Here is a 21,323-nt window from a genome sequence, read left to right as displayed (position 1 = left end):
AACCTGTTCTACTTTGCGAGGACAAGGATCAGAAAGGAGCCCACCGTGGGCACACCAGTCATCGTCGAGGCGGCACGCACCCCGATCGGCAAGCGCGGCGGCTGGCTCGCCGGCCTGCATGCCGCCGAGCTCCTCGGGGCCGCCCAGAGCGGGCTGCTCGAGCGCGCGGGCCTCGATCCCGCCCTTGTCGAGCAGGTGATCGGCGGGTGCGTCACGCAGGCCGGCGCGCAGTCCAACAACATCACCCGCACCGCGTGGCTGCACGCCGGACTGCCGTGGCAGGTCGGCGCGACCACGGTCGACTGCCAGTGCGGGTCGGCTCAGCAGGCCAACCATCTGATCGCGGGGCTCATCGCCACCGGCGCCATCGACGTCGGCATCGCCTGCGGTATCGAGGCCATGTCCCAGGTGCCGCTCGGCGCGAACGTCGGCGAGCTCGCCGGCCCGCGCCGTCCCGAGTCGTGGAACATCGACATGCCCAACCAGTTCGAGGCGGCCGAGCGCATCGCCCGCCGGCGCGGCATCACCCGCGAGGACGTCGACGCTCTCGGTGTCCGGTCGCAGACGCTGGCCAAGCAGGCCTGGGACGAGGGCCGCTTCGACCGCGAGGTCCTGCCCGTCGTCGCGCCCGTCGTCGACAAGGCGGGCGCCCTCACCGGTGAGAAGCAGACCGTCGCCCGCGACCAGGGTCTGCGCGAGACGACCGCGGAGTCGCTCGCGAAACTGAAGCCGGTCCTCGACGGCGGCGTCCACACCGCCGGTACCTCGTCGCAGATCTCCGACGGCGCAGCCGCGGTGCTGCTCATGGATTCCGACCGCGCCGCCGCGCTGGGCCTGAAGCCGCGGGCCCGGATCGTCTCGCAGGCCCTCGTCGGCGCCGAACCCGAATTCCATCTCGACGGTCCGGTGCAGGCGACGAGCCGCGTCCTCGACAAGTCCGGGATGACGATCGGCGACCTGGACCTGTTCGAGGTCAACGAGGCGTTCGCGTCGGTGCTGCTGTCGTGGGCCCGGGTGCACGAGCCCGACATGGACAAGGTCAACGTGAACGGTGGCGCGATCGCGCTGGGTCACCCCGTCGGCTCCACCGGCTCGCGGCTGATCACCACCGCCCTGCACGAGCTCGAGCGCCGCGACGGGTCGACCGCGCTGATCACCATGTGCGCCGGCGGCGCGCTGGCGACCGGCACGATCATCGAGCGGATCTGACATGAGCCCAGCCGCCGCGCCGAAGGGCCTCGATTCGAAGTGGACCGTGCCGATCATCAAGTGGATGTCGCGCGCCAACGTGGCGGCCTACCAGGCCACCGGAGGCCGGATCGGTGGAAAGTGGCGGGTGGGCAGCGCCTTCCCGTGGGGCATCCCCGTCTGCCTGCTCACGACGACGGGCCGGAAGACGGGGCAGCCACGGACCGTTCCCCTGCTGTTCCTCGAGGACGGTGAGCGGGTGGTGCTCGTCGCCTCCCAGGGCGGCCTGCCCCAGCACCCGCTGTGGTTCCGCAACATCCGCGCCGATCCGCGGGTGACCGTGCAGGTGCGCTCGCGGGTGCGGCAGATGACGGCGCGGGTGGCGACGCCCGAGGAACGGTCGCACTACTGGCCGCGGCTGGTGGCGATGTACGCGGATTTCGACAATTATCAGTCCTGGACGGATCGGGTCATCCCGGTGGTGGTGTGCGAGTGATCTTCGCGGGAGCCGGCACGGCCGGGCACGAACCAGCGGGGTGCCCGGTCGAGCTGCTCTCGAGAAGGGATGTCACCCGATGACAACCGCCGACCACGACCGGGTACTCGACAAGCGGGAGATCGCCGCGGCACTGCTGCGCGCGCTCGAACGCCGGCACGAGGTCCTCGATGCCATCGTCGAGAGCAACGACCGAGCCGAGGCCGTCACGACCGTCGCGCGGCTGCTCGACACGAACGAGTCCTGCGCCGAGGCGGTGCTCAACCTTCCGTTCCGGCGGCTGACCAAGGCGGAGCGGAAGAAGATCCGGGAGGAGCTCGACGACCTCGACGCGGTGCTGAAGTGGACGCCCGCCGAGCGTCCGTACGCCACCGGTGCCCACTTCCGGCTGCGTCAGTTCAGCAACAGCGATCGAGACCGCGAGCTGTTCCGCGCGCGGTGCGAAGAGCAGCTCGGCGACGCCGGCGAGGACCGGGTCGAGCAGGAACGCGCCGCCGGCCTGTCGCGCATCGACGACGAGTCCGCGGTGTGGCTGGTCGCCGAGGACCTGTCCGGCACCGAACCCAAGCCGGTCGGTTTCGCGTTCGGTGAGCTCCAGGGCCACGAGGTCGACGTCGCGATCTGGGTCCACCCGGAGCTGCGCAAGCAGGGCTACGGCACCGCGACCCTCAAGCACGCCCGCACCGAGCTGGCCGCGTACTTCCCCGGCACCACCATCATCGTCCGTTCGCCCGCATAGTCGCCCCCACCCGTGCGTGCTTTCGGTAGCGGACGCTACCGAAAGCGCGCACGACTGATCAGGCCCCGTAGACCGGGGTCGGGGGCTCGCTGCGCGCGATCAGCTTCTCCACGACCGGACCGAGTTCCTTCGGATCCCAGCGCTCGCCCTTGTCGATCGCCTCGCCGTGCCGCCAGCCGTCGGCGACGGAGACCTTGCCGCCCTCGACCTCGAACACCCGGCCGGTGACCTCCTTCGACTCGGCGCTGCCGAGCCACACCACCAGCGGTGAGACGTTCTCCGGGGCCATCGCGTCGAAGCCCTCCTCGGGGGCGGCCATCGACTCGGCCATCGCGCCGCCCGCGCCCACGGTCATGCGGGTCCGCGCGGCCGGCGCGATCGCGTTGACGGTGACGCCGTAGCGCGCGAACTCCGCGGCGGCCTGGATCGTGAGAGCGGCGATCCCGGCCTTGGCGGCGGCGTAGTTGCCCTGGCCGATGCTGCCCATCAGGCCGGCGCCCGAGCTGGTGTTGACGATGCGGGCGTCGACCGGGTTGCCGGCCTTCGCCTCCCCGCGCCAGTACGCCATCGCGTGCCGCATCGGGGCGAAGTGGCCCTTGAGGTGCACCCGGATCACCGCGTCCCACTCCTCCTCGCTCATGTTGGCGAGCATGCGATCCCGCAGGAATCCGGCGTTGTTGACCAGGACGTCGAGCCGCCCGAAGGCGTCCAGGGCCGTCTGCACCAGGTTCTGCGCGCCGACCCAGTCGGCGACGTCGTCACCGTTGACGACGGCCTCGCCGCCGGCCGCGCGGATCTCCGCGACGACCTGCTCGGCGGGGCTCTCCCCCGTCGCGGAACCGTCCGCGCCGGCCCCGATGTCGTTGACCACGACCTTCGCGCCTTCGGCCGCGAAGGCCAGCGCGTGGGCCCGCCCGATGCCGCGCCCCGCGCCGGTGACGATCACGACGCGCCCGTTGACCAGTCCGCTCACTATGTCTTCTCCTCGAATAGATGTCGTTGCCGGGGAATCCGGGCGACACGCTCGCCCCGCCTCCACGATTCCGCTCCCTGGGGTCTTCGCCCCGCATGTGCTAACTTACCAAGCAATCGCTTGGTTCGGTACAGACGTTAGGAACCTGCCATGGGCATCACCTCGACCACCGACGGCGCGGGCATCACCACGGTCACCGTCGACTACCCGCCTGTGAACGCCATCCCCTCCCAGGGGTGGTTCGAACTGGCCGACGCGGTCCTGGCCGCAGGCAAGGATCCGGCCACGCACGTGGTGATCCTGCGTGCGGAGGGCCGCGGCTTCAACGCCGGCGTCGACATCAAGGAGATGCAGGCCACCGACGGGCACGACGCCCTCATCGCCGCCAACCGCGGCTGCGCCGCCGCCTTCGCCGCCGTCTACGACTGCGCCGTGCCCGTCGTGGTCGCCGTGAACGGGTTCTGCGTCGGCGGCGGCGTCGGCCTCGTCGGCAACGCCGACGTCATCGTCGCCTCCGACGACGCCGTCTTCGGCCTGCCCGAGGTGGACCGCGGCGCGCTCGGCGCCGCCACCCACCTCGCCCGGCTCGTGCCGCAGCACATGATGCGAACCCTCTACTACACGGCGCAGAACGTCACCGCCCAGCAGCTCGAGCACTTCGGTTCCGTCTACAAGGTGGTCCCGCGCGCCGACCTCGACGCCACCGCCCGCGAGATCGCCGGGAAGATCGCGGCGAAGGACACCCGCGTCATCAGGTGCGCCAAGGAAGCCATCAACGGCATCGATCCGGTGGACGTGAAGGAAAGCTACCGATTCGAGCAGGGTTTCACCTTCGAACTCAACCTCGCCGGCATCGCGGACGAGCACCGGGACGAGTTCGTCGCCACCGGCAAACCGCGCGCCAACCACTGATCAGGAGACATGAAACACCATGCGTGACAAGAGGATGTCGCTCGACGACGTGGTCGGCGAGCTGCGCAGCGGCATGACGATCGGCATCGGCGGCTGGGGGTCGCGGCGCAAGCCGATGGCGCTCGTCCGCGCGATCCTGCGCTCGGATGTGAAGGACCTGACGGTCGTGACCTACGGCGGCCCGGACCTGGGACTGCTGTGCTCGGCCGGAAAGGTGAAGAAGGCGTACTACGGGTTCGTCTCCCTCGACTCGGCCCCGTTCTACGACCCGTGGTTCGCCAAGGCCCGCACCAACGGCGAGATCGTCGCGCGGGAGATGGACGAGGGCATGGTCAAGTGCGGCCTCGAGGCGGCCGCCGCCCGGCTGCCGTTCCTGCCGATCCGCGCCGGCCTGGGCTCGGCCGTCGTCGACTTCTGGGAGGGCGAGCTGCAGACCGTCACCTCGCCGTACCCCCACGAGTCGGGCGAGGCCGAGACGCTGATCGCGATGCCGGCGCTGAATCTCGATGCGTCCCTGGTGCATCTGAACCTCGGCGATGCGCACGGCAACGCCGCCTACACCGGCGTCGACCCCTACTTCGACGACCTGTACTGCCTGGCTGCCGAGAAGCGGTACGTCTCGGTCGAACGCATCGTCGAGACCGAGGAACTCGTCAAGTCCGTCCCCCTGCAGTCCCTCGTCCTCAACCGCATGATGGTCGACGGGGTCGTCGAGGCACCGAACGGCGCCCACTTCACCCTTGCCGGCGACAGCTACGGTCGCGACGAGAAGTTCCAGCGCCACTACGCCGAATCGGCGAAGGACCCGCAGGCGTGGCAGGCATTCGTCGACCGCTTCCTCTCGGGCAGCGAAGAGGACTACCAGGCCGCAGTGCAGGCCTTCAGCGAGGAGCAGGCATGACCGAGACGACCACCCCGCAGACCTCCGGCACGGTGACCCGCGCCGAGTACTGCGCCATCGCATGCGCCGAGATCTTCGCCGGCGCCGGCGAGATCATGGCCAGCCCCATGGCGACACTGCCGCTCATCGGTGCGCGCCTCGCGCGGCTGACCACCGAACCGGACCTGCTCATCACCGACGGCGAGGCCCTGATCCTGGCCGACACCCCCGCCGTCGGCGCGAAGGGTCCGATCGAGGGCTGGATGCCGTTCCGCAAGGTGTTCGACGTCGTCGCCTCCGGCCGCCGCCACGTCGTGATGGGCGCCAACCAGATCGACCGGCACGGCAACCAGAACCTGTCGGCGTTCGGGCCGCTGCAGCACCCGACCCGGCAGATGTTCGGCGTGCGCGGCGCCCCCGGCAACACGATCAACCACGCGACGAGCTACTGGGTCGGCAAGCACAATTCGCGGGTGTTCTGCGACCGGGTCGACATCGTCTCCGGTGTCGGCTACGACCAGGTCGATCCGGCCAACCCGGCGTTCCGGTTCCTGCACCTGCACCGGGTCGTCACCAATCTGGGCTCGTTCGACTTCGGCGGCCCCGGCCACACGTTCCGGGCGTTGACCCTGCACCCGGGTGTCACCGCCGAGCAGGTCGCCGAGAACACCTCCTTCGAGGTGGCCGGCCTCGACGAGGCCACAGTCACCCGGGAGCCCACCGCCGAGGAACTGCGCCTGATCCGCGAGGTCCTCGATCCGCGTGGACTGCGAGACCGGGAGGTGGCGGTATGAGTCCACGCCTGACGACGGCACTGACCGACCTCGTCGGCATCGAGCATCCGATCGTCCAGACCGGCATGGGCTGGGTGTCCGGCCCCCGGCTGACCGCCGCCACCTCCAATGCGGGCGGCCTCGGCATCCTGGCCTCGGCGACGATGACGTACGAGGAACTCGAGGTCGCCGTCGCGAAGACCAAGGCGGCGACGGACAAGCCCTTCGGCGTGAACATCCGCGCCGACGCGTCCGACGCCGCCCAGCGCATCGACCTGCTCATCCGCGAGAACGTCCGGGTCGCCTCCTTCGCGCTCGCGCCCAGGAAGGAACTGATCGCCAAGCTCAAGGACCACGGCGTCGTGGTCATCCCGTCCATCGGCGCCGCGAAGCACGCGGTGAAGGTGGCCTCCTGGGGAGCCGACGCGGTGATCGTGCAGGGCGGCGAGGGCGGCGGGCACACCGGACCGGTGGCCACCACGCTGCTGCTGCCGAGCGTGCTCGACGCCGTCGACATCCCGGTCGTCGCGGCCGGCGGGTTCTTCGACGGCCGAGGCCTGGCAGCGGCGCTCGCCTACGGGGCGGCCGGCGTCGCCATGGGCACCCGGTTCCTGCTCACCAGCGACAGCGCCGTGCCCGATTCGGTGAAGCAGGAGTATCTGAGCCGGGGTCTGCAGGACACGACGGTCTCGGTCAAGGTCGACGGCATGCCGCACCGGGTGCTCAACACCGAACTCGTGGACAGCCTCGAACGTGGCAGCTACGCGAAAGGCCTCGTCGCCGCCGCCAGGAACGCGGCCAAGTTCAAGGCCATGACCGGGATGAAGTGGTCGACGCTCGTCAAGGACGGCATCGCGATGAAGCGGGCGAGCGACCGCACGTGGCAGCAGATCATCATGGCGGCCAACACCCCCATGCTGCTCAAGGCCGGGCTCGTCGAGGGCAACACCGAGGCCGGTGTGCTCGCCTCCGGGCAGGTCGTCGGCATGCTCGACGACCTGCCGAGCTGCCAGGAACTGATCGACCGCATCGTCGCCGAGGCCGTCGAGCGGATCGACGCGATGGCCGCGCTGCGCGGTCAGGAGTCGCGCGCATAGACGTACGGAAATCTGCTTGCGCCTTCGGGATTCGCCCCCTCCGCGGACGGCGCGAATTCCCGAAGCGCGAGCAGATCCATCCGCGACCCGGTCAGCCGCGAGCTGCGATCCGCGCCTGCACCTCCGGCCGGCGCAGCGGGGGCACCGTCGGCGGTGGCTGCCGGCGCGGCGGGAGCCGGTCGAGCAGCCGCATGGTGACGGCCGTGACCTCGGCGACGGCCTCCTCGAACGGTTCGCGGGTGGCGTCGGAGAGCTTGTGGACGCCACTGACCTTGCGCACGTACTGCCGGGCGGCGGCCTCGATCTCCTCGTCGGTCGCTGCCGGCTCGAGCCCGCGCAGCTCCGTGATGTTCCGGCACATGAACCGAGGGTAACGCCGGAACATCAGCCGAGGCGACCGCCGAGCATCCCGCGCAGAGCGTTCAGGCACAGCTCCCGCAGCTGCGCCTCGGTGACGGTGGGGTGATCGTGCCAGTCGACGCACACGCTGCGCACGAGCGCGATCCAGCCCTGCACGGCGACCGCGACGAGTTCGCGTTCGTCGTCGGGCGGGGCGAGGGCGTCGAGGATGCGTTCCTGCTGCACTCCGAGTTCGGTATCGACGATCGCGCGGATACCCGCATCGGCGGAGTCCGCGGCCCGGTTGACCGCCGCGACGCCCTGCCGGTGCGAGGCGACGTAGTCGAGGTAGGCGTCGAGGCCCGCGGTGATCCGCTCGGCGACGGTGAGCCGCGGATCGGGTTCGGTGACGGCGAGCAGCCGGTCCGATTCGCGTTGGACGACCGCCGCCATGAAGTCCCGCTTGGTCGGAAAGTAGTGGTACATCAGGCCGCGTGAGACCCCCGCGAGTTCGGCGACCTCCTCGATCCACACGTCCTCGTAGGCTCGCTCGGCGAACAGGCGCGCGCCGATGTCGAGCAGTTGCGCGCGGCGCTGCTCGGGGTCGAGACGTCGGCGGGGTTGGGCCACGGATCCAATCTAGTTCTTGACAGGTATCCGTCCCGGCGTAGCGTGACTACTGTACGCGGGTTCAATAACTGGGGGTCGGAGCATGGTCATGGCCACGTCGCGAGTGTTCGACACGGAGATTCCACGCCCGCCGAAACGCCTGCCCCTCGCCGGCGACGTCCTGGGCATGTCGCTGAAGACCCCGGTGCAGAACTCGATGGCCACCCACAAAGCCCTCGGCCCGGTGTTCGAACGCACCGCATTCGGCCGCCGCTTCGTGTTCGTCTGCTCCGGCGAACTCACGGCCGAGCTGTCCGACGAGAAGCGCTTCGCCAAGCACCTCGCGCCGGGCGTGGAGGCCCTGCGGGCGATCGGTGGCGACGGGCTGTTCACCGCCTACAACGAGGAACCGAACTGGCGTCGCGCCCACGAGTTGCTGATGCCGGCGTTCACGCAGCAGGCGATGCGCCGGTACCACGCGACGATGCTCGACGTCACTGCCCAGCTCGTCGCGCACTGGGACCGCCGGGCACGCAGCGGCGGCGACGTCGCCGTCGCCGCGGACATGACGAAACTGACGCTGGAAACCATCGGCCGCACCGGGTTCAGCTACTCGTTCGAGCCGTTCGAACGCGAAGAGCGGCATCCGTTCGTCGAGGCGATGGTCGGCGGACTGTCGTTCTCGCAGCGCAGCATGCTGCGCACCGTTCCCGTCGTCGGGCGCTTCCTCTTCCCCGCCGCCAAGCGACAGTACGACCTCGACCGGGCGCACATGCACGACGTCGTCGACGCGGTGATCCGTAGCAGGAGCGATGCGCCCGGCCCCGCCCCCGACGACCTGCTCGAGCTGATGCTGCGGGCGTCCCGGGAGGGCGATCCGAACAAGCTCGACGCCGTCAACATCCGCAACCAGGTACTCACCTTCCTCGTCGCCGGACACGAAACCACCTCGGGCGCTTTGTCGTTCGCCCTGTACTACCTGATGCGCGACCCGGAGGCCTACACGCGGGCGCGGGCGGAGGTCGAGGAGGTCTGGGGCGACGGCGAGCCGGCCTTCGAACAGATCGCCAAGCTGCGGTACGTCCGTCGGGTGCTCGACGAGGCGCTGCGGCTGTGGCCGACGGCGCCCGCGTACGCACGGGAGGCGAAGGTGGACACCACTCTGGGCGGCCGGTACCGGATGCGCGCCGGCGACTGGGTGCTCGTGCTGCTGCCCGCGGTGCACCGGGACCGCGCGGTGTGGGGCGACGACGCCGACGAGTTCGACCCCGACCGTTTCCTGCCCGAACAGGTCCGGGCCCGGCCCGCGCACGTGTACAAGCCGTTCGGCACCGGAGAACGCGCCTGCATCGGACGGCAATTCGCGCTGCACGAGGCAACCCTCGTGCTGGGAACCCTGTTGCGCCGCTACGACCTGGCGATGGATCCCGGCTACCGGCTGAAGGTCGCCGAGCGACTCACCCTCATGCCGGACGGCATGCACGCCCGGGTGTCCTTCCGGTCCTGAGCCGCCGCCCACTTGTACGCTGTGCCCGACGGGTGGGAGAGCCCGCGCGGGAGGGAGAAACCATGCGATTCGGGTATGCAGGTGCGACGGCGGCGGCGTTGTCCACGATCGTTGCGGCAGTGGTTGTTCCGGCCACGGCACAGGCGACCGCCACCGCCGACGTCGTCGCGGGCCGCGAGCGGGTGAAGGTGACGGTGCACGGCGTGCCCGTCCACCCGGAGAGCTGCCGCGTGGACCCCGACGCGGACGGTGACACCCGCAGTCTGCCCGTCGAGCCGTCCGGATCGATGGTCGCCCACCAGGTGGCGCCCGGGCCCCGGCGGGTGGTCGTCTGGTGCCCGGACGGCGGCGTCGTGCACCAGCAGATCGTCCACGTCCTGCCCGCCGATCCGCTCGCCGATCTCGCGGACCACGTGTTCCGCACCGCCGGGAGCAGCGACCGCGTCACCGACCCGACCCTGCGCTGACGCGCCGGTGTGTCCTTCGGGCTGCCCTGACAGCCCGAAGGACACACCGGCAGCGCAGCCGCCCGGCTACACGCGCTCGATGATCGTCACGTTCGCGGTGCCGCCGCCCTCGCAGATCGTCAGCAGGCCGTACCGGCCCTCGCGGCGCTCGAGCTCGTTGAGCAGCGTCGCCATCAACTTGGTGCCGGTGGCGCCGAGCGGGTGACCCAGCGCGATGGCGCCACCGTTGACGTTGACCTTGGCCGGGTCTGCGCCGATCTCCTTGATCCAGGCCAGCACGACGGGGGCGAAGGCCTCGTTGATCTCGATCAGATCGATGTCGTCGATGCTCAGGCCGGTCTTCGCCAGCGCGTGCTGCGTGGCCGGGATGGGCGCGCTGAGCATGAAGATCGGGTCGTCGCCGCGGGCGCTGAGGTGATGGATCCGTGCACGAGGCTTCAGTCCGTACTTGCGCACGGCCTCGTCGGAGGCGAGCAGTACCGCCGACGCACCGTCGGAGATCTGGCTGGCGACGGCGGCGGTGAGCCTGCCGCCCTCGACGAGCGTCGCGAGGGACGCCATCTTCTCGAGGCTCGTCTCGCGGGGCCCCTCGTCGACGGTGGCGTCGCCGAGCGGGACGATCTCGCCCTCGAAGCGGCCCCCGGCGATGGCCGCCTTGGCCCGCTCGTGGCTCTGCAGCGCCCAGCGTTCGAGGTCCTCACGACTGAGATCCCACTTGTCGGCGATCATCTCGGCACCGCGGAACTGCGAGACCTCCTGGTCGCCGTAACGCTCGGTCCAGCCGGTCGACCCCCCGAACGGGGTGTCGAAGCCGTACTGCTGCCCCACGATCATGGCCGCCGAGATCGGGATCTGCGACATGTTCTGCACGCCGCCGGCGACGATGAGGTCGGCGGTGCCGGACAGGATGGCCTGCGCACCGAAGTGCAGGGCCTGCTGGCTCGACCCGCACTGCCGGTCGACGGTGACGCCGGGGACGTGCTGCGGGTAGCCGGCAGCGAGCCACGCGGTGCGGGCAATGTTGCCGGCCTGGCCGCCGATGGCGTCGACACAGCCGAAGACGACGTCGTCGACGTCGCTCGGGTCGATGCCGGTGCGGTCCACGACCGCCTTGATCACGTGCGCGCCCAGGTCGGCGGGGTGGACGCCGGACAGGCCGCCGTTCTTCTTGCCGATCGGGGTGCGTACCGCATCGACGATGTATACCTCGGTCATGAGGGACTCCTAGTCGGTTCCGGGAAAGTCGGTTCAGGGATTGGCAAGTCCGTCGAGCACGATGGACAGGTACTGCTGGGCCACCTTGTCGGCGGTGAGGGTGCCGCCGGGCCGGTACCAGCGCACGGCCACCCACACGGTGTCGCGCAGGAACCGGAAGACGAGTTCGACGTCGACGTCCGGCCGGAACGTGCCGTCGGCGATGCCGCGCTCGATCACCCCCACCCACAGGTCGCGGAATTCGGTGTTGCGGTCGGAGATGTAGGAGAACCGCTCGTTCTCCACGAGCCGCTTGGCCTCGTCCTGGTAGATCGCGACCGCGGCGTGCGATTTGTCGATCGACTCGTACGACGCGGTGATGAGCGCCTCGAGGGTGGCGCGGGAGTCCGAACCCGAGGCGACGATCTCGCGGTAGCGACCGAACAGGTCGTCGAGAAATCCCCGCAGGATCTCGTCGACCATCGACTCCTTGGAGTCGAAGTGGTGGTAGAGACTGCCCGACAGGATGCCTGCGGCGTCGGCGATGTCGCGCACGGTGGTGGCACGCACCCCGCGCGAGGCGAACAGTTCCGCGGCGATGTCGAGCAGCTCGGCCCGGCGCCCGGACTTGGCGGCATCGTCTCTGGGAGGAGTCATGGAGGCATCCTTTCAGGGCTGCCGTGCGCGGTTCCGGTAGCGGCAGCTACCGGAACCGCGCACGGGTCAGGCCCGCTGCGACGAGATCGAGACGACCTCGCCGGTCAGGTACGTGGTGTAGTCGCTGGCGAGCATGGCGATGGTCGCAGCGATCTCCCAGACCTCCGCGGCCCGCCCGTACGCCTCGTCGGAGGCGAGCCGGTCGAGCAGTTCCTCGCTCGTGACCTTCGCGAGGAAGGCGTGCCGCGCGATCGACGGCGCGACGGCGTTGATCCGGACCCCGTACTCGGCGGCCTCGATCGCCGAGCAGCGGGTCAGCGCCATCACGCCGGCCTTGGCGGCCGCGTAGTGCGCCTGCGAATGCTGCGCACGCCACCCGAGCACGGAGGCGTTGTTGACGAGGACGCCGCCGTGGTCGGCCGACCGGAAGTAGCGCAGCGCCGCGCGCGTCGCCCGGAAGGTGCTCGTGAGGGTGATGTCGAGGACACGGTCCCACTGCTCGTCGGTCATGTCGACGACGGGGGTCTCGCCGCCGAGTCCAGCGTTGTTGACCAGCACGTCGATGCGCCCGAGCCGCTCGGCGGCACCGGTGATCAGCGCATCGACCTGCTCGGTCGAGGAGACGTCGCACACGATGGACTCCACCTGCTGCGACGGGAACTCGGCGGCGAGCTTGTCGACCGTCTCCCCGAGCCGGCGCTCGTGGAAGTCGGAGACGAGCACGTCGCCGCCCTCGAGCAGGGCGCGACGGGCGGTCGCGAACCCGATGCCTGTGCCGGCGGCGGCGGTGACGACGACCTTCTTGCCGCTCAGCAGGCCGTGGCCCGGCGTTTCGACGGGCGGGGTGGCGAGGGGGGAAGTGCTCACGGTCGGGCCTCTCGGGGAAGGCCGAGCACGCGCTCGGCGATGATGTTGCGCTGGATCTCGTTGGATCCGCCATAGATGGTGTCGGCGCGGGTGAACAGGAACAGCCGCTGCCATTCGGCGAGCTCGAGGTGCTCGGGGTCCGACAGCAGCGACGGGTTGCCGGCGTGGTCGTGGTCCGGTCCGGTGAGCGAGGCGGGACCCTGCACGTCCATCGCCAGTGCACCGAGGTCGCGATGCCAGTTGGCCCACAGCAGCTTCGCCACCGACGCCTGGCCGGGGTCGGCGTCGCCGAGGGTGCGCACGGCGTGGGCCCGCATGACGCGCAGCCCGATGCGGGCGCGGGCGATCCGTTCGCGGATGTGCGGGTCGTCGGCCGCACCGGTCGAGACCGCCAGATCCGCGATGCTCTGCAGTTCCCGGGCGAAACCGATCTGCTGGCCGAGGGTCGACACACCCCGCTCGAAGGTGAGCAGGCCCATCGCGACCTTCCAGCCGTCGCCGGGCGCGCCGACGACGAGGTCGGCGTCGGTGACGGCGTCGTCGAAGAAGACCTCGTTGAACTCGGAGGTGCCGGTGAGCTGCTGGATGGGCCGGACCGTCACGCCCGGCTGATCGAGCGGCACGAGCAGGAAACTCAGGCCGTGGTGCCGGGTCGAGCCGGGTTCGGTGCGGCACACCACGAACGCCCACTGCGCGACGTGCGCGAGCGACGTCCACACCTTCTGGCCGTTGATCACCCACTTCCCGTCCTCGAGCCGGGCGGTGGTGGAGACGTTGGCCAGGTCGGAACCCGCACCGGGCTCGGAGTAGCCCTGCGCCCACAGCTCGGTGACGTTGCGGATCCCCGGCAGGAAGCGGCGCTTCTGTTCCTCGGTGCCGAAGGCGATCAGGGTGGGGCCGAGGAGTTCCTCGCCGAGGTGGTTCACGCGCGCCGGCGCGTTCGCCTTGGCGTACTCCTCGTGGAAGATCACCTGCTGCTCGAGGGTGGCACCGCGGCCGCCGTGCTCGGTGGGCCAGCCGATGCAGGTCCATCCGGCGGCTGCAAGGTGCCGGTCCCAGGCCAGGCGCTCCTCGAAGAACTCGTGCTCGCTTCCCGGTCCGCCCTTGCCTCTGAGGTCGGCGAACTCGCCGGTCAGGTTCTCCTCCAGCCACCGGCGGACGGTCGCGGCGAATTCGGTGTCGGCCAAACCCGTGTCGTCCAGTCTCTCGCTCTCATGCACGTCTGTACGATAACCTACCAAGCACTTGCTAGGTAGGGAGCTCCGTGACTGCACAACCGAGAACCACACCGGCCGCCGTCGAACGCGCCGCATCGGTGTACGCCGACCGGATCGCGATCGTCGACGGCGACGTGCGACCGACGTTCGCACAACTTCGCGATCGCGTCCGCGAATTCGCCGCCGCGCTCGTCGCCCACGGCGTCGGGCCCGGTGCACGCGTCGCGATCTGGTCGCCCAACACCCACCACTGGATGGTCGCCGCGCTGGGGATCCAGTGGGCCGGCGGCGTCGTCGTCCCCGTCAACACCCGTTACACCGGGGCCGAGGCGCACGACATCCTCGACCGCATCCGCGCCGAGGCCCTCGTCGTCGCCGGCGACTTCCTCGGCACGGACCGGTACGCCGCTCTGCGCGCCGCCGCGCCCGGTCTGCACGTGCCCACCGTGGTGCGGGTCCCGCTGGGTGGGACGGACGCACCGGCCGACGGCGTCGTGGACTGGGACGACTTCCTCGCCGCGGCGACGGTGGACGCGCGCACCGAGGCCGACGCCCGGGCGCGGGCCGTCTCCCCCGACGACGTCTGCGACATCCTGTTCACCTCCGGCACGACCGGGCGCAGCAAGGGCGTACTCAGCGCCCACCGGCAGCTGATCGGGGTCGCGCAGGCGTGGGCCGAGTGCGCCGAGCTCACACCGGACGACAACTACCTGATCATCAACCCGTTCTTCCACAGCTTCGGCTACAAGGCCGGGTTCGTCGCAGCGCTGCTCGCGGGCACCACCGTCGTGCCGATGGCGGTGTTCGACGTCGAGAAGGTGATGGCCACCGTCGCCGACCGGCGGATCAGCGTGCTGCCGGGCGCGCCGACGATCTACCAGAGCATCCTCGACCACCCCCGCCGCGACGAGTTCGACATGTCGTCCCTGCGGATCGCGGTCACTGGGGCCGCCCCCGTGCCCGTCGTGCTCGTCGAGCGCATGCAGAACGAGCTGAGCTTCGACGCCGTGCTCACCGCGTACGGCCAGACCGAGGCCGTGGTCGCGACGATGTGCCGCACCGACGACGACCCCGTCACCGTCTCCACCTCCTCCGGCCGCGCCACCGCCGGCTTCGAGGTCCGCATCGGCGCCAAGGGCGAGATCCTGCTGCGCGGACCCAACGTGATGCTCGGCTACCTCGACGACCCGGAGGCCACCGCCGAGACGATCGACGCCGACGGCTGGCTGCACACCGGCGACGTCGGCACCCTCGACGAACGCGGCTACCTCGACATCACCGACCGGCTCAAGGACATGTACATCAGCGGCGGGTTCAACGTCTATCCCGCCGAGATCGAGGCGGCGCTGATGCGCCTGCCCGGCGTGCACGAGGTCGCGGTCGTCGGCGTGCCCGACGAGCGCATGGGCGAGGTGGGCCGCGCGCACGTCGTCGCCCTCGAGGGCAGCGAGTTGACCGAGGAGTCGGTGATCGCGTTCTGCAAGGAGAAGCTGGCCAACTTCAAGGTGCCGCGCTCGGTCCGCTTCACCGGCCACCTGCCTCGCAACCCGTCCGGCAAGGTTCTGAAAAACATTCTGCGTGAGGAGAAGTCATGACCGTCCCCTACGAACCCGATGTCGTCACCTACGAGGTGCGCGACGGCATCGCGATCGTCACCCTCAACCGGCCGGACTACCGCAACGCGCAGAACTCCGTGATGACCTACGCGCTCGACGCCGCCTTCGAACGCGCCGTCGAGGACGACGAGGTCAAGGTGATCGTGCTCGCGGGCAACGGCAAGCATTTCTCCGCCGGGCACGACCTGGGCACCCCCGGTCGTGATCACCACGTCCACTACGACAACAAGGCCGTCATGTGGTGGGACCACGTCGACAAGCCCGGCGGCGACCAGCGGTACGCGCGCGAGATGGAGGTGTACCTGGGCATGTGCCGCCGCTGGCGGGAGATCCCCAAGCCGACGGTCGCGATGGTGCAGGGCGCGTGCATCGCCGGCGGCCTCATGCTCGCGTGGGTGTGCGACCTGATCGTCGCCTCGGAGGACGCGTTCTTCTCGGATCCGGTGGTGCGGATGGGCATTCCCGGCGTGGAGTACTTCGCCCACCCCTGGGTGCTGGGCACGCGCTTCGCCAAGGAGATCCTCTACACCGGTGACCGCTTCGGCGCCCAGCGCGCCTACGAGGTCGGCATGGTCAACCGCGTCGTGCCACGCGAGAAGCTCGAGGAGGAGACCCTCGCCCTGGCCGGACGGATCGCGGAGATGCCGCGGTTCGGGCTGGCCCTGACCAAACGTGCCGTCAACCAGTGCGAGGACCAGATGGGCATGCGCAACGGCATGGACTCGGTGTTCGGCCTGCACCACTTCGCGCACGCCCACAACGCCGAGGTCGGCACCGACTCCCTCGGCGGCATGAACGCGAAATCGATGGCCGCGAGCGCACGCCCGGTGAGCGGCTCTGCCGCGCAGGAAGGAACGAAGTAGTGGATCTGCAACTCGACGACGCGACCCTAGCCTTCCGCGACGAGGTCCGCGCCTTCCTCGCCGAGAACGTCCCGTCGAACCCGCTGAAGTCGATGGACACGGCCGAGGGCTTCGAGGAACATCGCGAGTGGGAACGCACCCTGGCCGACGCCCGCCTGTCGGTCGTCTCGTGGCCCGAAGAACTCGGCGGCCGCAACGCCACGCTGCAGCAGTGGGTGGTGTTCGAGGAGGAGTACTACCGCGCCGGCGCGCCCGGACGGGTCAGCCAGAACGGCATCTTCCTGCTCGCTCCCACGCTGTTCGAGCACGCCCACCCCGACCAGCTCGCACGCATCATGCCGCGCATGGCCCGTGCCGACGACATCTGGGCCCAGGCCTGGTCCGAACCGGAGTCCGGCAGCGACCTCGCGTCGCTGCGCTCGACCGCCCGGCGGGTCGACGGCGGGTGGCTGCTCAATGGGCAGAAGACGTGGAGCTCGCGGGCGTCCTTCGCGGACATGGGCTTCGGACTGTTCCGCTCGGACCCGGATGCGCAGCGACACAAGGGCATCACCTACTTCATGTTCGACCTGCGTGCCGAGGGCGTCACCGTCCGGCCCATCGACCAGCTCGACGGCGAACCCGGCTTCGCGGAGATCTTCCTCGAAGACGTGTTCGTCCCGGACGACCCCGGCAACCCCGGCGAGTCCGGCGTGATCGGCGGCGTGAACGAGGGATGGCGCGTCGCGATGAGCACCGCCTCGAACGAACGCGGACTGTCGCTGCGCTCCCCCGGACGGTTCCTCGCCACCACCGACCGCCTGCTGGCGCTGTACGCGGCGTCGGACCGGCACGGAGACGCGTCCCTGCGCAACCGCGTCGCCGACGCGTGGATCGGGGCGCGCGCGTACGAGTTGTCCACCTGGGCCACCGTCACCCGGCTGCAGGACGGCGGTCAGCTCGGCGCCGAGTCGTCCATCAACAAGGTGTTCTGGTCGGACTGGGACATCGCCGCCCACGAGACCGCGCTGGACCTGCAGGGCCCGGCCGCGGAGCTCGCCGACGACTGGACCGACGGTTACCTGTTCTCGCTGTCGGGGCCGATCTACGCGGGCACCAACGAAATTCAGAAGAACGTCATCGCCGAGCGGCTGCTCGGCCTTCCGAAGGGCGACCGATGAGATTCGCGCTCGACTCCTCCCACGAGGACTTCGCGTCCAGCATCGACGCGCTGCTCGCCAAGTCCGATCTGCCTGCGGTCGTCCGGTCGTGGGCCGCCGGTGACACCGGCCCCGGCCTGAAGGTGTGGCAACGGCTCGCCGAGGTCGGCGTCGGCGCGCTGCTCGTCGACGAGGACCACGACGGTCTCGGGGCCGACGCGCTCGACCTCGTCGTCGCCATGGAACAGCTCGGCCGCCACGCGGTGCCCGGCCCGCTCGTCGAGACCGTGGCCGTGGCGCCGATCCTGCTGGCCGCCGTCGCTCCGGACCGGCTGTCCGCGCTCGCCGCCGGGGAGCTCGCGACGGTCGCCGCGGCACCGCACGTGCCGTACGCGGTCGATGCCGACGTCGCCGACCTCGTGCTGCACGTCGACGGCGGCACGGTCTCGACGGGCACCGCCGGCGACGCCCTGCAGTCCGTCGACCCGGCCCGCCGCCTGCATGCCGTCGCGGCAGCGGACACCCTGGGCGACACGGACTTCGGTGCCGCGTTCGACTACGGAGCCCTGGCCACCGCGGCGCAGCTGCAGGGCCTCGGACGCACCCTGCTCGACACCACGGTCGAGTATGCGCAGCAGCGCAAGCAGTTCGGTCGCGCCATCGGATCGTTCCAGGCCGTCAAGCACCACCTCGCCGAGGTCGCCGTCGGCCTCGAGATGGCGCGCCCGCTGCTGCTCGGTGCGGCGCTCGCGGTGCGCGACGGCGCCGCGACCGCCTCCCGCGACGTCTCGGCGGCGAAGGTGGCCTGCGGTGAGGCGGCCTACCGGGCGGCGCGGACGGCACTGCAGGTGCACGGCGCCATCGGTTACACCCTCGAACACGATCTGTCGCTGGCGTTGACTCGGGTGCGGGCCCTCGTCACCGCATGGGGCACCGCGGATGTGCACCGGGCGCGGGTCGTCGACGCGCTGGAGGACGCATCGTGACCTTCGAGACCGAGGATCGCGCCGCGCTGCGCGAGTCGGTGCGCAGCCTGCTCGGCCGGCACTCCGATTCCGCGGCGGTGCGCAAGGCGATCACCCTGCCGGACGGCTACGACGCCGACCTGTGGCAGAAGATGGTCGAACAGATCGGCGTCGCGGCCCTCGCCGTGCCCGAGGAGTACGACGGTGTCGGCGCCTCCCTCGCCGAGACCCACGTCGTGCTCGAGGAACTCGGCCGCACGCTCACCCCGTCGCCGATGCTCGGCTCGGCAGTGCTCGCGGCACAGGCTCTGCTGCTCTCCGGTGACACCGACGCGTGCGCCCGCCTGCTGCCGGGCATCGCCGCCGGGGAGATCGCAGCCTTGTGCTGGGCTTCCGAGGCCGGTTGGTCCACACCCGGTGTCGTGCTCGAGGGCGACCGGCTCGGCGGCACCGCCCACTACGTGCTCGGCGGGGACGTCGCTACGACCCTGCTGGTGCTCGCGGCCGACGGGGACGACGTCGCGCTCGTCGAGGTGGATCCGGACGCCGACGGTGTCGTGCGACGCCGGGTGCCGACGATGGATCCGACCCGTTCTCTCGCCGAGGTGCGCTTCGAGGGGGTGGTGGGCCGGCGGCTCACCACTTCCGCCGGTCTCGAGGAGAGCCTGCGGACGGTCGCGCTGATCGCGGTGTCGGCCGAGCAGGTCGGAGCGGCTCAGGCGGCTCTGGAGCTGACAGTGGAGTACTCGAAGAACCGCAAGCAGTTCGGCCGGGTCATCGGATCGTTCCAGGCGCTCAAGCACCGCATGGCCGACATGTACGCATTGGTGGAGACCGCACGGTCGATGTCGTACGCGGCCGCGCTGTCGCAGGATACGCAGGATGCGTACGCGGCGAAGGTGTACTGCTCGGAGGCGTTCGAGCAGGTGGCCGCGGAAGCGATCCAGTTGCACGGAGGCATCGCGATCACCTGGGAGCACGACGCGCAGCTGTACTTCAAGCGGGCGCACGGAACGGCCCAGCTGTTCGGGCAGCCGCGGGAGTTCCTGACCGCGATCGTGCGTTGAGCGCGGGCGGCACCCGCGACCGGGTGCCGCCTCCTCGCCCCGTTGCCGGCGGCGCAACGTCCGTACGCCGCCTGCCCTGGTCCGTATCGGCGGAACCTGCACATCGTCCGCCCGGTTCGGCGCCTACGCCTCTCCACCCCGGATCCGGGCAAGCAGCCTTGCCGGATCGAGTGCGGTGCCTTTATCTTGCAGAGAGGACGCAGCAGCTGCCAACTGCCCGGCCTGCTCCTCGGATGACCCTCGACAGACGTCGCGCACCACGGCGACCCGGTCCCGAGCGCAGCCGGGGAAGGAGGGGTCATGCCGGCTCGGTCTTCCGGCGGGAGCTCCGACGAGGTCCGTCGCGCGGTGGGGATCCCCGATGTCGTCGAGACGGACCTGGGGACATTCCGATTCGACGACGGGATGCCGGACCCGGAGACGATCGCGTTGAGCTGGGATCGTCTCGACCTGCTGCGCGGCGTCGACGTGTTCCTGAACGCGGTTCCCGGTGCGTCGCTCGTGGCCATGCGTACCGGGTTCCGCTCGATCGGGATCCGTACGTCGCGGGAGATGGCCGTGTGCGCCCGCATGGACTCGGTGCCCTGCTTCCTGACAGCCAACACCGAGACGACCTACGGGATCGCGGTGCTCGATCTGAGGGCCGACGGGCCGACGGTTGTCGAGTGCCCACCGATGTCGCTCGACGTGGTCGACGACTTCTGGTTCCGGTACGTGGCCGACCTGGGCAATGCCGGGCCCGACAAGGGGCGGGGCGGAAAGTACCTGTTGCTGCCGCCGGGGTACGAGGGCGAGGTCCCCGAGGGCTACTTCACCTACCGCTCACGGACGTTCACCAACTTCTTGTTCGCGCGCAATCTGGGCGGGCTCGATGTCATCGAGCAGACCCGTATCTATCCGCTCGCCCAGGCCGACGACCCGCCGGAGATGCGGTTCGTCGAGGCAGACGGCGTGCCGTTCAACACCGTTCACTCGAACGACTTCTCGTTCTACGAAGAGGTCGACCAGATCGTCCAGGAAGAACCCGTCGACGCGCTCGATCCCGAGCTGGCCGGGCAGCTCGCGGCGATCGGGATCGTCAAGGGCCGACCCTTCGCTCCCGATGAGCGGATGCACGCGATCCTGTCTCAGGCTGCGCCGATCGGGTCGGCGATTGCACGCACCATCGTGTACCGGCCGCGTGACCCGCAGGCCTACCTCTACGGCCGGGACGTGTCGTCGTGGAAGACGGCCTTCGTGGGTGGAAGCTCCGAGTTCCTGCGCGACGGCGTTCGTCTCCTGGATGCCCGTACGCTGTTCCACTACGCCGCCACCGTCGTCACGCCGGCGATGGCGACCCCGATGGTGGGAGTGGGCTCGCAGTACGCCTACACCGCCGAGGACGCCGAGGGAGAGTGGCTGGACGGGGGCCGCACCTACCGAATGCACCTGCCTGCAGGCATTCCCGCCAAGGACTTCTGGTCGGTGTGCGTCTACGACTGCCAGTCCCGCTCTCTGCTGCAGACCGACGACCCGTACCCGTCGCTCAACAGCAACACCGGGACGGTCGCAGCCGGCGAAGACGGCTCGGTGGACGTCTACTTCGGACCCGCCTCGCCGGCGGGCCGGGAGTCGAACTGGATCCGGACTGTCCCGGGCAAGGGCTGGTTCGTGCTCCTGCGCCTGTACGGACCACTCCAGGCATGGTTCGACCGGACCTGGCGACCGGGTGAGATCGAACCCCTCGGTTGACCGAGATGCAGGGCGGTCTCGGCGCGG

Annotated in this window: 22 protein-coding genes; 15 read left to right on the top strand and 7 right to left on the bottom strand. The window is 70.1% G+C overall.

The window, feature by feature from the left end:
• Positions 1–45: 45 nt before the first annotated feature.
• From ACM26Y_RS03645 to ACM26Y_RS03635, 3 genes are all read left to right on the top strand, one after another.
• Positions 46–1,209 (top strand): steroid 3-ketoacyl-CoA thiolase, encoded by a 1,164-nt coding sequence (locus ACM26Y_RS03645; protein WP_416062657.1) that lies wholly within the window; start codon positions 46–48, stop codon positions 1,207–1,209.
• A 1-nt stretch (position 1,210) separates the two neighbouring features.
• Complete coding sequence (locus ACM26Y_RS03640; protein ID WP_416062656.1) at positions 1,211–1,684, top strand: nitroreductase family deazaflavin-dependent oxidoreductase; 474 nt, start codon at positions 1,211–1,213, stop codon at positions 1,682–1,684.
• 79 nt (positions 1,685–1,763) lie between these two features.
• Positions 1,764–2,423, top strand: a complete 660-nt coding sequence (locus ACM26Y_RS03635) for a GNAT family N-acetyltransferase (RefSeq protein ID WP_416062655.1) — start codon at positions 1,764–1,766, stop codon at positions 2,421–2,423.
• Between the two features lie 58 nt (positions 2,424–2,481).
• Here the strand turns inward: ACM26Y_RS03635 and ACM26Y_RS03630 are convergent, their stop codons facing one another.
• Positions 2,482–3,396 carry an SDR family oxidoreductase gene (locus ACM26Y_RS03630; protein WP_416062654.1) on the bottom strand — a complete coding sequence of 305 codons (915 nt, stop codon included), beginning with the start codon at positions 3,394–3,396 and terminating at the stop codon, positions 2,482–2,484.
• Positions 3,397–3,546: 150 nt separating this feature from the next.
• Between ACM26Y_RS03630 and echA20 the strand changes: the two genes are divergently transcribed.
• Genes echA20 through ACM26Y_RS03610 form a run of 4 tightly spaced genes read left to right on the top strand, consistent with a single transcriptional unit; the run spans position 3,547 to position 7,058 of the window.
• Positions 3,547–4,308, top strand: coding sequence for a (7aS)-7a-methyl-1,5-dioxo-2,3,5,6,7,7a-hexahydro-1H-indene-carboxyl-CoA hydrolase (gene echA20, locus ACM26Y_RS03625; protein WP_416062653.1), 762 nt, complete (start codon positions 3,547–3,549; stop codon positions 4,306–4,308).
• A 19-nt stretch (positions 4,309–4,327) separates the two neighbouring features.
• The gene (gene ipdA / locus ACM26Y_RS03620) at positions 4,328–5,209 is read left to right on the top strand and encodes a cholesterol ring-cleaving hydrolase subunit IpdA (RefSeq protein WP_371384545.1); all 882 of its coding nucleotides are present in this window, start codon (positions 4,328–4,330) and stop codon (positions 5,207–5,209) included.
• Positions 5,206–5,982 (top strand): cholesterol ring-cleaving hydrolase subunit IpdB, encoded by a 777-nt coding sequence (gene ipdB / locus ACM26Y_RS03615; RefSeq protein WP_054371630.1) that lies wholly within the window; start codon positions 5,206–5,208, stop codon positions 5,980–5,982. The genes ipdA and ipdB overlap by 4 nt, the downstream gene beginning before the upstream one ends.
• Positions 5,979–7,058 (top strand): NAD(P)H-dependent flavin oxidoreductase, encoded by a 1,080-nt coding sequence (locus tag ACM26Y_RS03610; protein WP_371384546.1) that lies wholly within the window; start codon positions 5,979–5,981, stop codon positions 7,056–7,058. Before ipdB ends, ACM26Y_RS03610 begins: the two co-directional genes overlap by 4 nt.
• A gap of 91 nt (positions 7,059–7,149) precedes the next feature.
• Here ACM26Y_RS03610 and ACM26Y_RS03605 read toward each other — a convergent pair whose 3' ends face one another.
• Entirely contained in the window at positions 7,150–7,419 is a 270-nt protein-coding gene (locus ACM26Y_RS03605) for a DUF2277 domain-containing protein (protein WP_003935852.1), read from the bottom strand.
• Positions 7,420–7,442: 23 nt separating this feature from the next.
• Entirely contained in the window at positions 7,443–8,027 is a 585-nt protein-coding gene (locus ACM26Y_RS03600; RefSeq protein WP_003935853.1) for a TetR/AcrR family transcriptional regulator, read from the bottom strand.
• A gap of 88 nt (positions 8,028–8,115) precedes the next feature.
• On the opposite strand from ACM26Y_RS03600, the gene ACM26Y_RS03595 reads away from it, so the two are divergent.
• On the top strand, positions 8,116–9,513 hold the full coding sequence (locus tag ACM26Y_RS03595; RefSeq protein ID WP_371384547.1) for a cytochrome P450: 1,398 nt from the start codon (positions 8,116–8,118) through the stop codon (positions 9,511–9,513).
• Between the two features lie 62 nt (positions 9,514–9,575).
• Positions 9,576–9,980: a hypothetical protein gene (locus ACM26Y_RS03590; protein WP_289377240.1), complete on the top strand. Its 405-nt coding sequence runs from the start codon at positions 9,576–9,578 to the stop codon at positions 9,978–9,980.
• 66 nt (positions 9,981–10,046) lie between these two features.
• Here ACM26Y_RS03590 and ACM26Y_RS03585 read toward each other — a convergent pair whose 3' ends face one another.
• The 4 genes from ACM26Y_RS03585 to ACM26Y_RS03570 all read right to left on the bottom strand — a co-directional run bounded on the left by ACM26Y_RS03585 (position 10,047) and on the right by ACM26Y_RS03570 (position 13,918).
• Positions 10,047–11,195: an acetyl-CoA C-acetyltransferase gene (locus ACM26Y_RS03585; RefSeq protein WP_289377238.1), complete on the bottom strand. Its 1,149-nt coding sequence runs from the start codon at positions 11,193–11,195 to the stop codon at positions 10,047–10,049.
• A 33-nt stretch (positions 11,196–11,228) separates the two neighbouring features.
• Positions 11,229–11,831: a TetR/AcrR family transcriptional regulator gene (locus ACM26Y_RS03580; RefSeq protein ID WP_003935857.1), complete on the bottom strand. Its 603-nt coding sequence runs from the start codon at positions 11,829–11,831 to the stop codon at positions 11,229–11,231.
• Positions 11,832–11,897: 66 nt separating this feature from the next.
• A complete protein-coding gene (locus ACM26Y_RS03575; protein ID WP_289377235.1) occupies positions 11,898–12,698 on the bottom strand; it encodes an SDR family oxidoreductase in 801 nt (266 codons plus the stop codon).
• The gene (locus ACM26Y_RS03570) at positions 12,695–13,918 is read right to left on the bottom strand and encodes an acyl-CoA dehydrogenase family protein (protein WP_054371638.1); all 1,224 of its coding nucleotides are present in this window, start codon (positions 13,916–13,918) and stop codon (positions 12,695–12,697) included. The genes ACM26Y_RS03575 and ACM26Y_RS03570 overlap by 4 nt, the downstream gene beginning before the upstream one ends.
• A 44-nt stretch (positions 13,919–13,962) precedes the next feature.
• Here ACM26Y_RS03570 and ACM26Y_RS03565 point away from each other — a divergent pair, with 44 nt between their 5' ends.
• The 6 genes from ACM26Y_RS03565 (at position 13,963) to ACM26Y_RS03540 (ending at position 21,296) form a co-directional block, all read left to right on the top strand.
• Positions 13,963–15,510, top strand: a complete 1,548-nt coding sequence (locus tag ACM26Y_RS03565; RefSeq protein ID WP_416062652.1) for a FadD3 family acyl-CoA ligase — start codon at positions 13,963–13,965, stop codon at positions 15,508–15,510.
• Positions 15,507–16,394, top strand: a complete 888-nt coding sequence (locus ACM26Y_RS03560; RefSeq protein ID WP_010594488.1) for an enoyl-CoA hydratase — start codon at positions 15,507–15,509, stop codon at positions 16,392–16,394. Before ACM26Y_RS03565 ends, ACM26Y_RS03560 begins: the two co-directional genes overlap by 4 nt.
• The gene (locus tag ACM26Y_RS03555; RefSeq protein ID WP_003935862.1) at positions 16,394–17,554 is read left to right on the top strand and encodes an acyl-CoA dehydrogenase family protein; all 1,161 of its coding nucleotides are present in this window, start codon (positions 16,394–16,396) and stop codon (positions 17,552–17,554) included. Before ACM26Y_RS03560 ends, ACM26Y_RS03555 begins: the two co-directional genes overlap by 1 nt.
• Entirely contained in the window at positions 17,551–18,519 is a 969-nt protein-coding gene (locus ACM26Y_RS03550) for an acyl-CoA dehydrogenase family protein (protein ID WP_371384551.1), read from the top strand. The genes ACM26Y_RS03555 and ACM26Y_RS03550 overlap by 4 nt, the downstream gene beginning before the upstream one ends.
• On the top strand, positions 18,516–19,565 hold the full coding sequence (locus ACM26Y_RS03545) for an acyl-CoA dehydrogenase family protein (RefSeq protein WP_289377227.1): 1,050 nt from the start codon (positions 18,516–18,518) through the stop codon (positions 19,563–19,565). The genes ACM26Y_RS03550 and ACM26Y_RS03545 overlap by 4 nt, the downstream gene beginning before the upstream one ends.
• A 300-nt stretch (positions 19,566–19,865) precedes the next feature.
• Positions 19,866–21,296 (top strand): DUF1254 domain-containing protein, encoded by a 1,431-nt coding sequence (locus tag ACM26Y_RS03540; RefSeq protein WP_289377225.1) that lies wholly within the window; start codon positions 19,866–19,868, stop codon positions 21,294–21,296.
• Positions 21,297–21,323 lie beyond the last annotated feature (27 nt).

The organism is Rhodococcus indonesiensis (assembly GCF_047782815.1).
GTDB classification, from domain to species: Bacteria; Actinomycetota; Actinomycetes; order Mycobacteriales; family Mycobacteriaceae; genus Rhodococcus; species Rhodococcus indonesiensis.
The sequence above is the reverse complement of the archived record's forward strand: the minus strand, read 5'-3'. Positions and strand labels throughout refer to the sequence as shown.

Coding starts and splice junctions, on each gene's coding strand:
- ACM26Y_RS03605 (WP_003935852.1), bottom strand. CDS start 7,419: ATGTGCCGGAACATCACGGAGCTGCGCGGGCTCGAGCCGGCAGCGACC.
- ipdA (WP_371384545.1), top strand. CDS start 4,328: ATGCGTGACAAGAGGATGTCGCTCGACGACGTGGTCGGCGAGCTGCGC.
- ACM26Y_RS03590 (WP_289377240.1), top strand. CDS start 9,576: ATGCGATTCGGGTATGCAGGTGCGACGGCGGCGGCGTTGTCCACGATC.
- ACM26Y_RS03610 (WP_371384546.1), top strand. CDS start 5,979: ATGAGTCCACGCCTGACGACGGCACTGACCGACCTCGTCGGCATCGAG.
- ACM26Y_RS03580 (WP_003935857.1), bottom strand. CDS start 11,831: ATGACTCCTCCCAGAGACGATGCCGCCAAGTCCGGGCGCCGGGCCGAG.
- ACM26Y_RS03550 (WP_371384551.1), top strand. CDS start 17,551: ATGAGATTCGCGCTCGACTCCTCCCACGAGGACTTCGCGTCCAGCATC.
- ACM26Y_RS03635 (WP_416062655.1), top strand. CDS start 1,764: ATGACAACCGCCGACCACGACCGGGTACTCGACAAGCGGGAGATCGCC.
- ipdB (WP_054371630.1), top strand. CDS start 5,206: ATGACCGAGACGACCACCCCGCAGACCTCCGGCACGGTGACCCGCGCC.
- ACM26Y_RS03540 (WP_289377225.1), top strand. CDS start 19,866: ATGCCGGCTCGGTCTTCCGGCGGGAGCTCCGACGAGGTCCGTCGCGCG.
- ACM26Y_RS03595 (WP_371384547.1), top strand. CDS start 8,116: ATGGCCACGTCGCGAGTGTTCGACACGGAGATTCCACGCCCGCCGAAA.
- ACM26Y_RS03585 (WP_289377238.1), bottom strand. CDS start 11,195: ATGACCGAGGTATACATCGTCGATGCGGTACGCACCCCGATCGGCAAG.
- echA20 (WP_416062653.1), top strand. CDS start 3,547: ATGGGCATCACCTCGACCACCGACGGCGCGGGCATCACCACGGTCACC.
- ACM26Y_RS03560 (WP_010594488.1), top strand. CDS start 15,507: ATGACCGTCCCCTACGAACCCGATGTCGTCACCTACGAGGTGCGCGAC.
- ACM26Y_RS03640 (WP_416062656.1), top strand. CDS start 1,211: ATGAGCCCAGCCGCCGCGCCGAAGGGCCTCGATTCGAAGTGGACCGTG.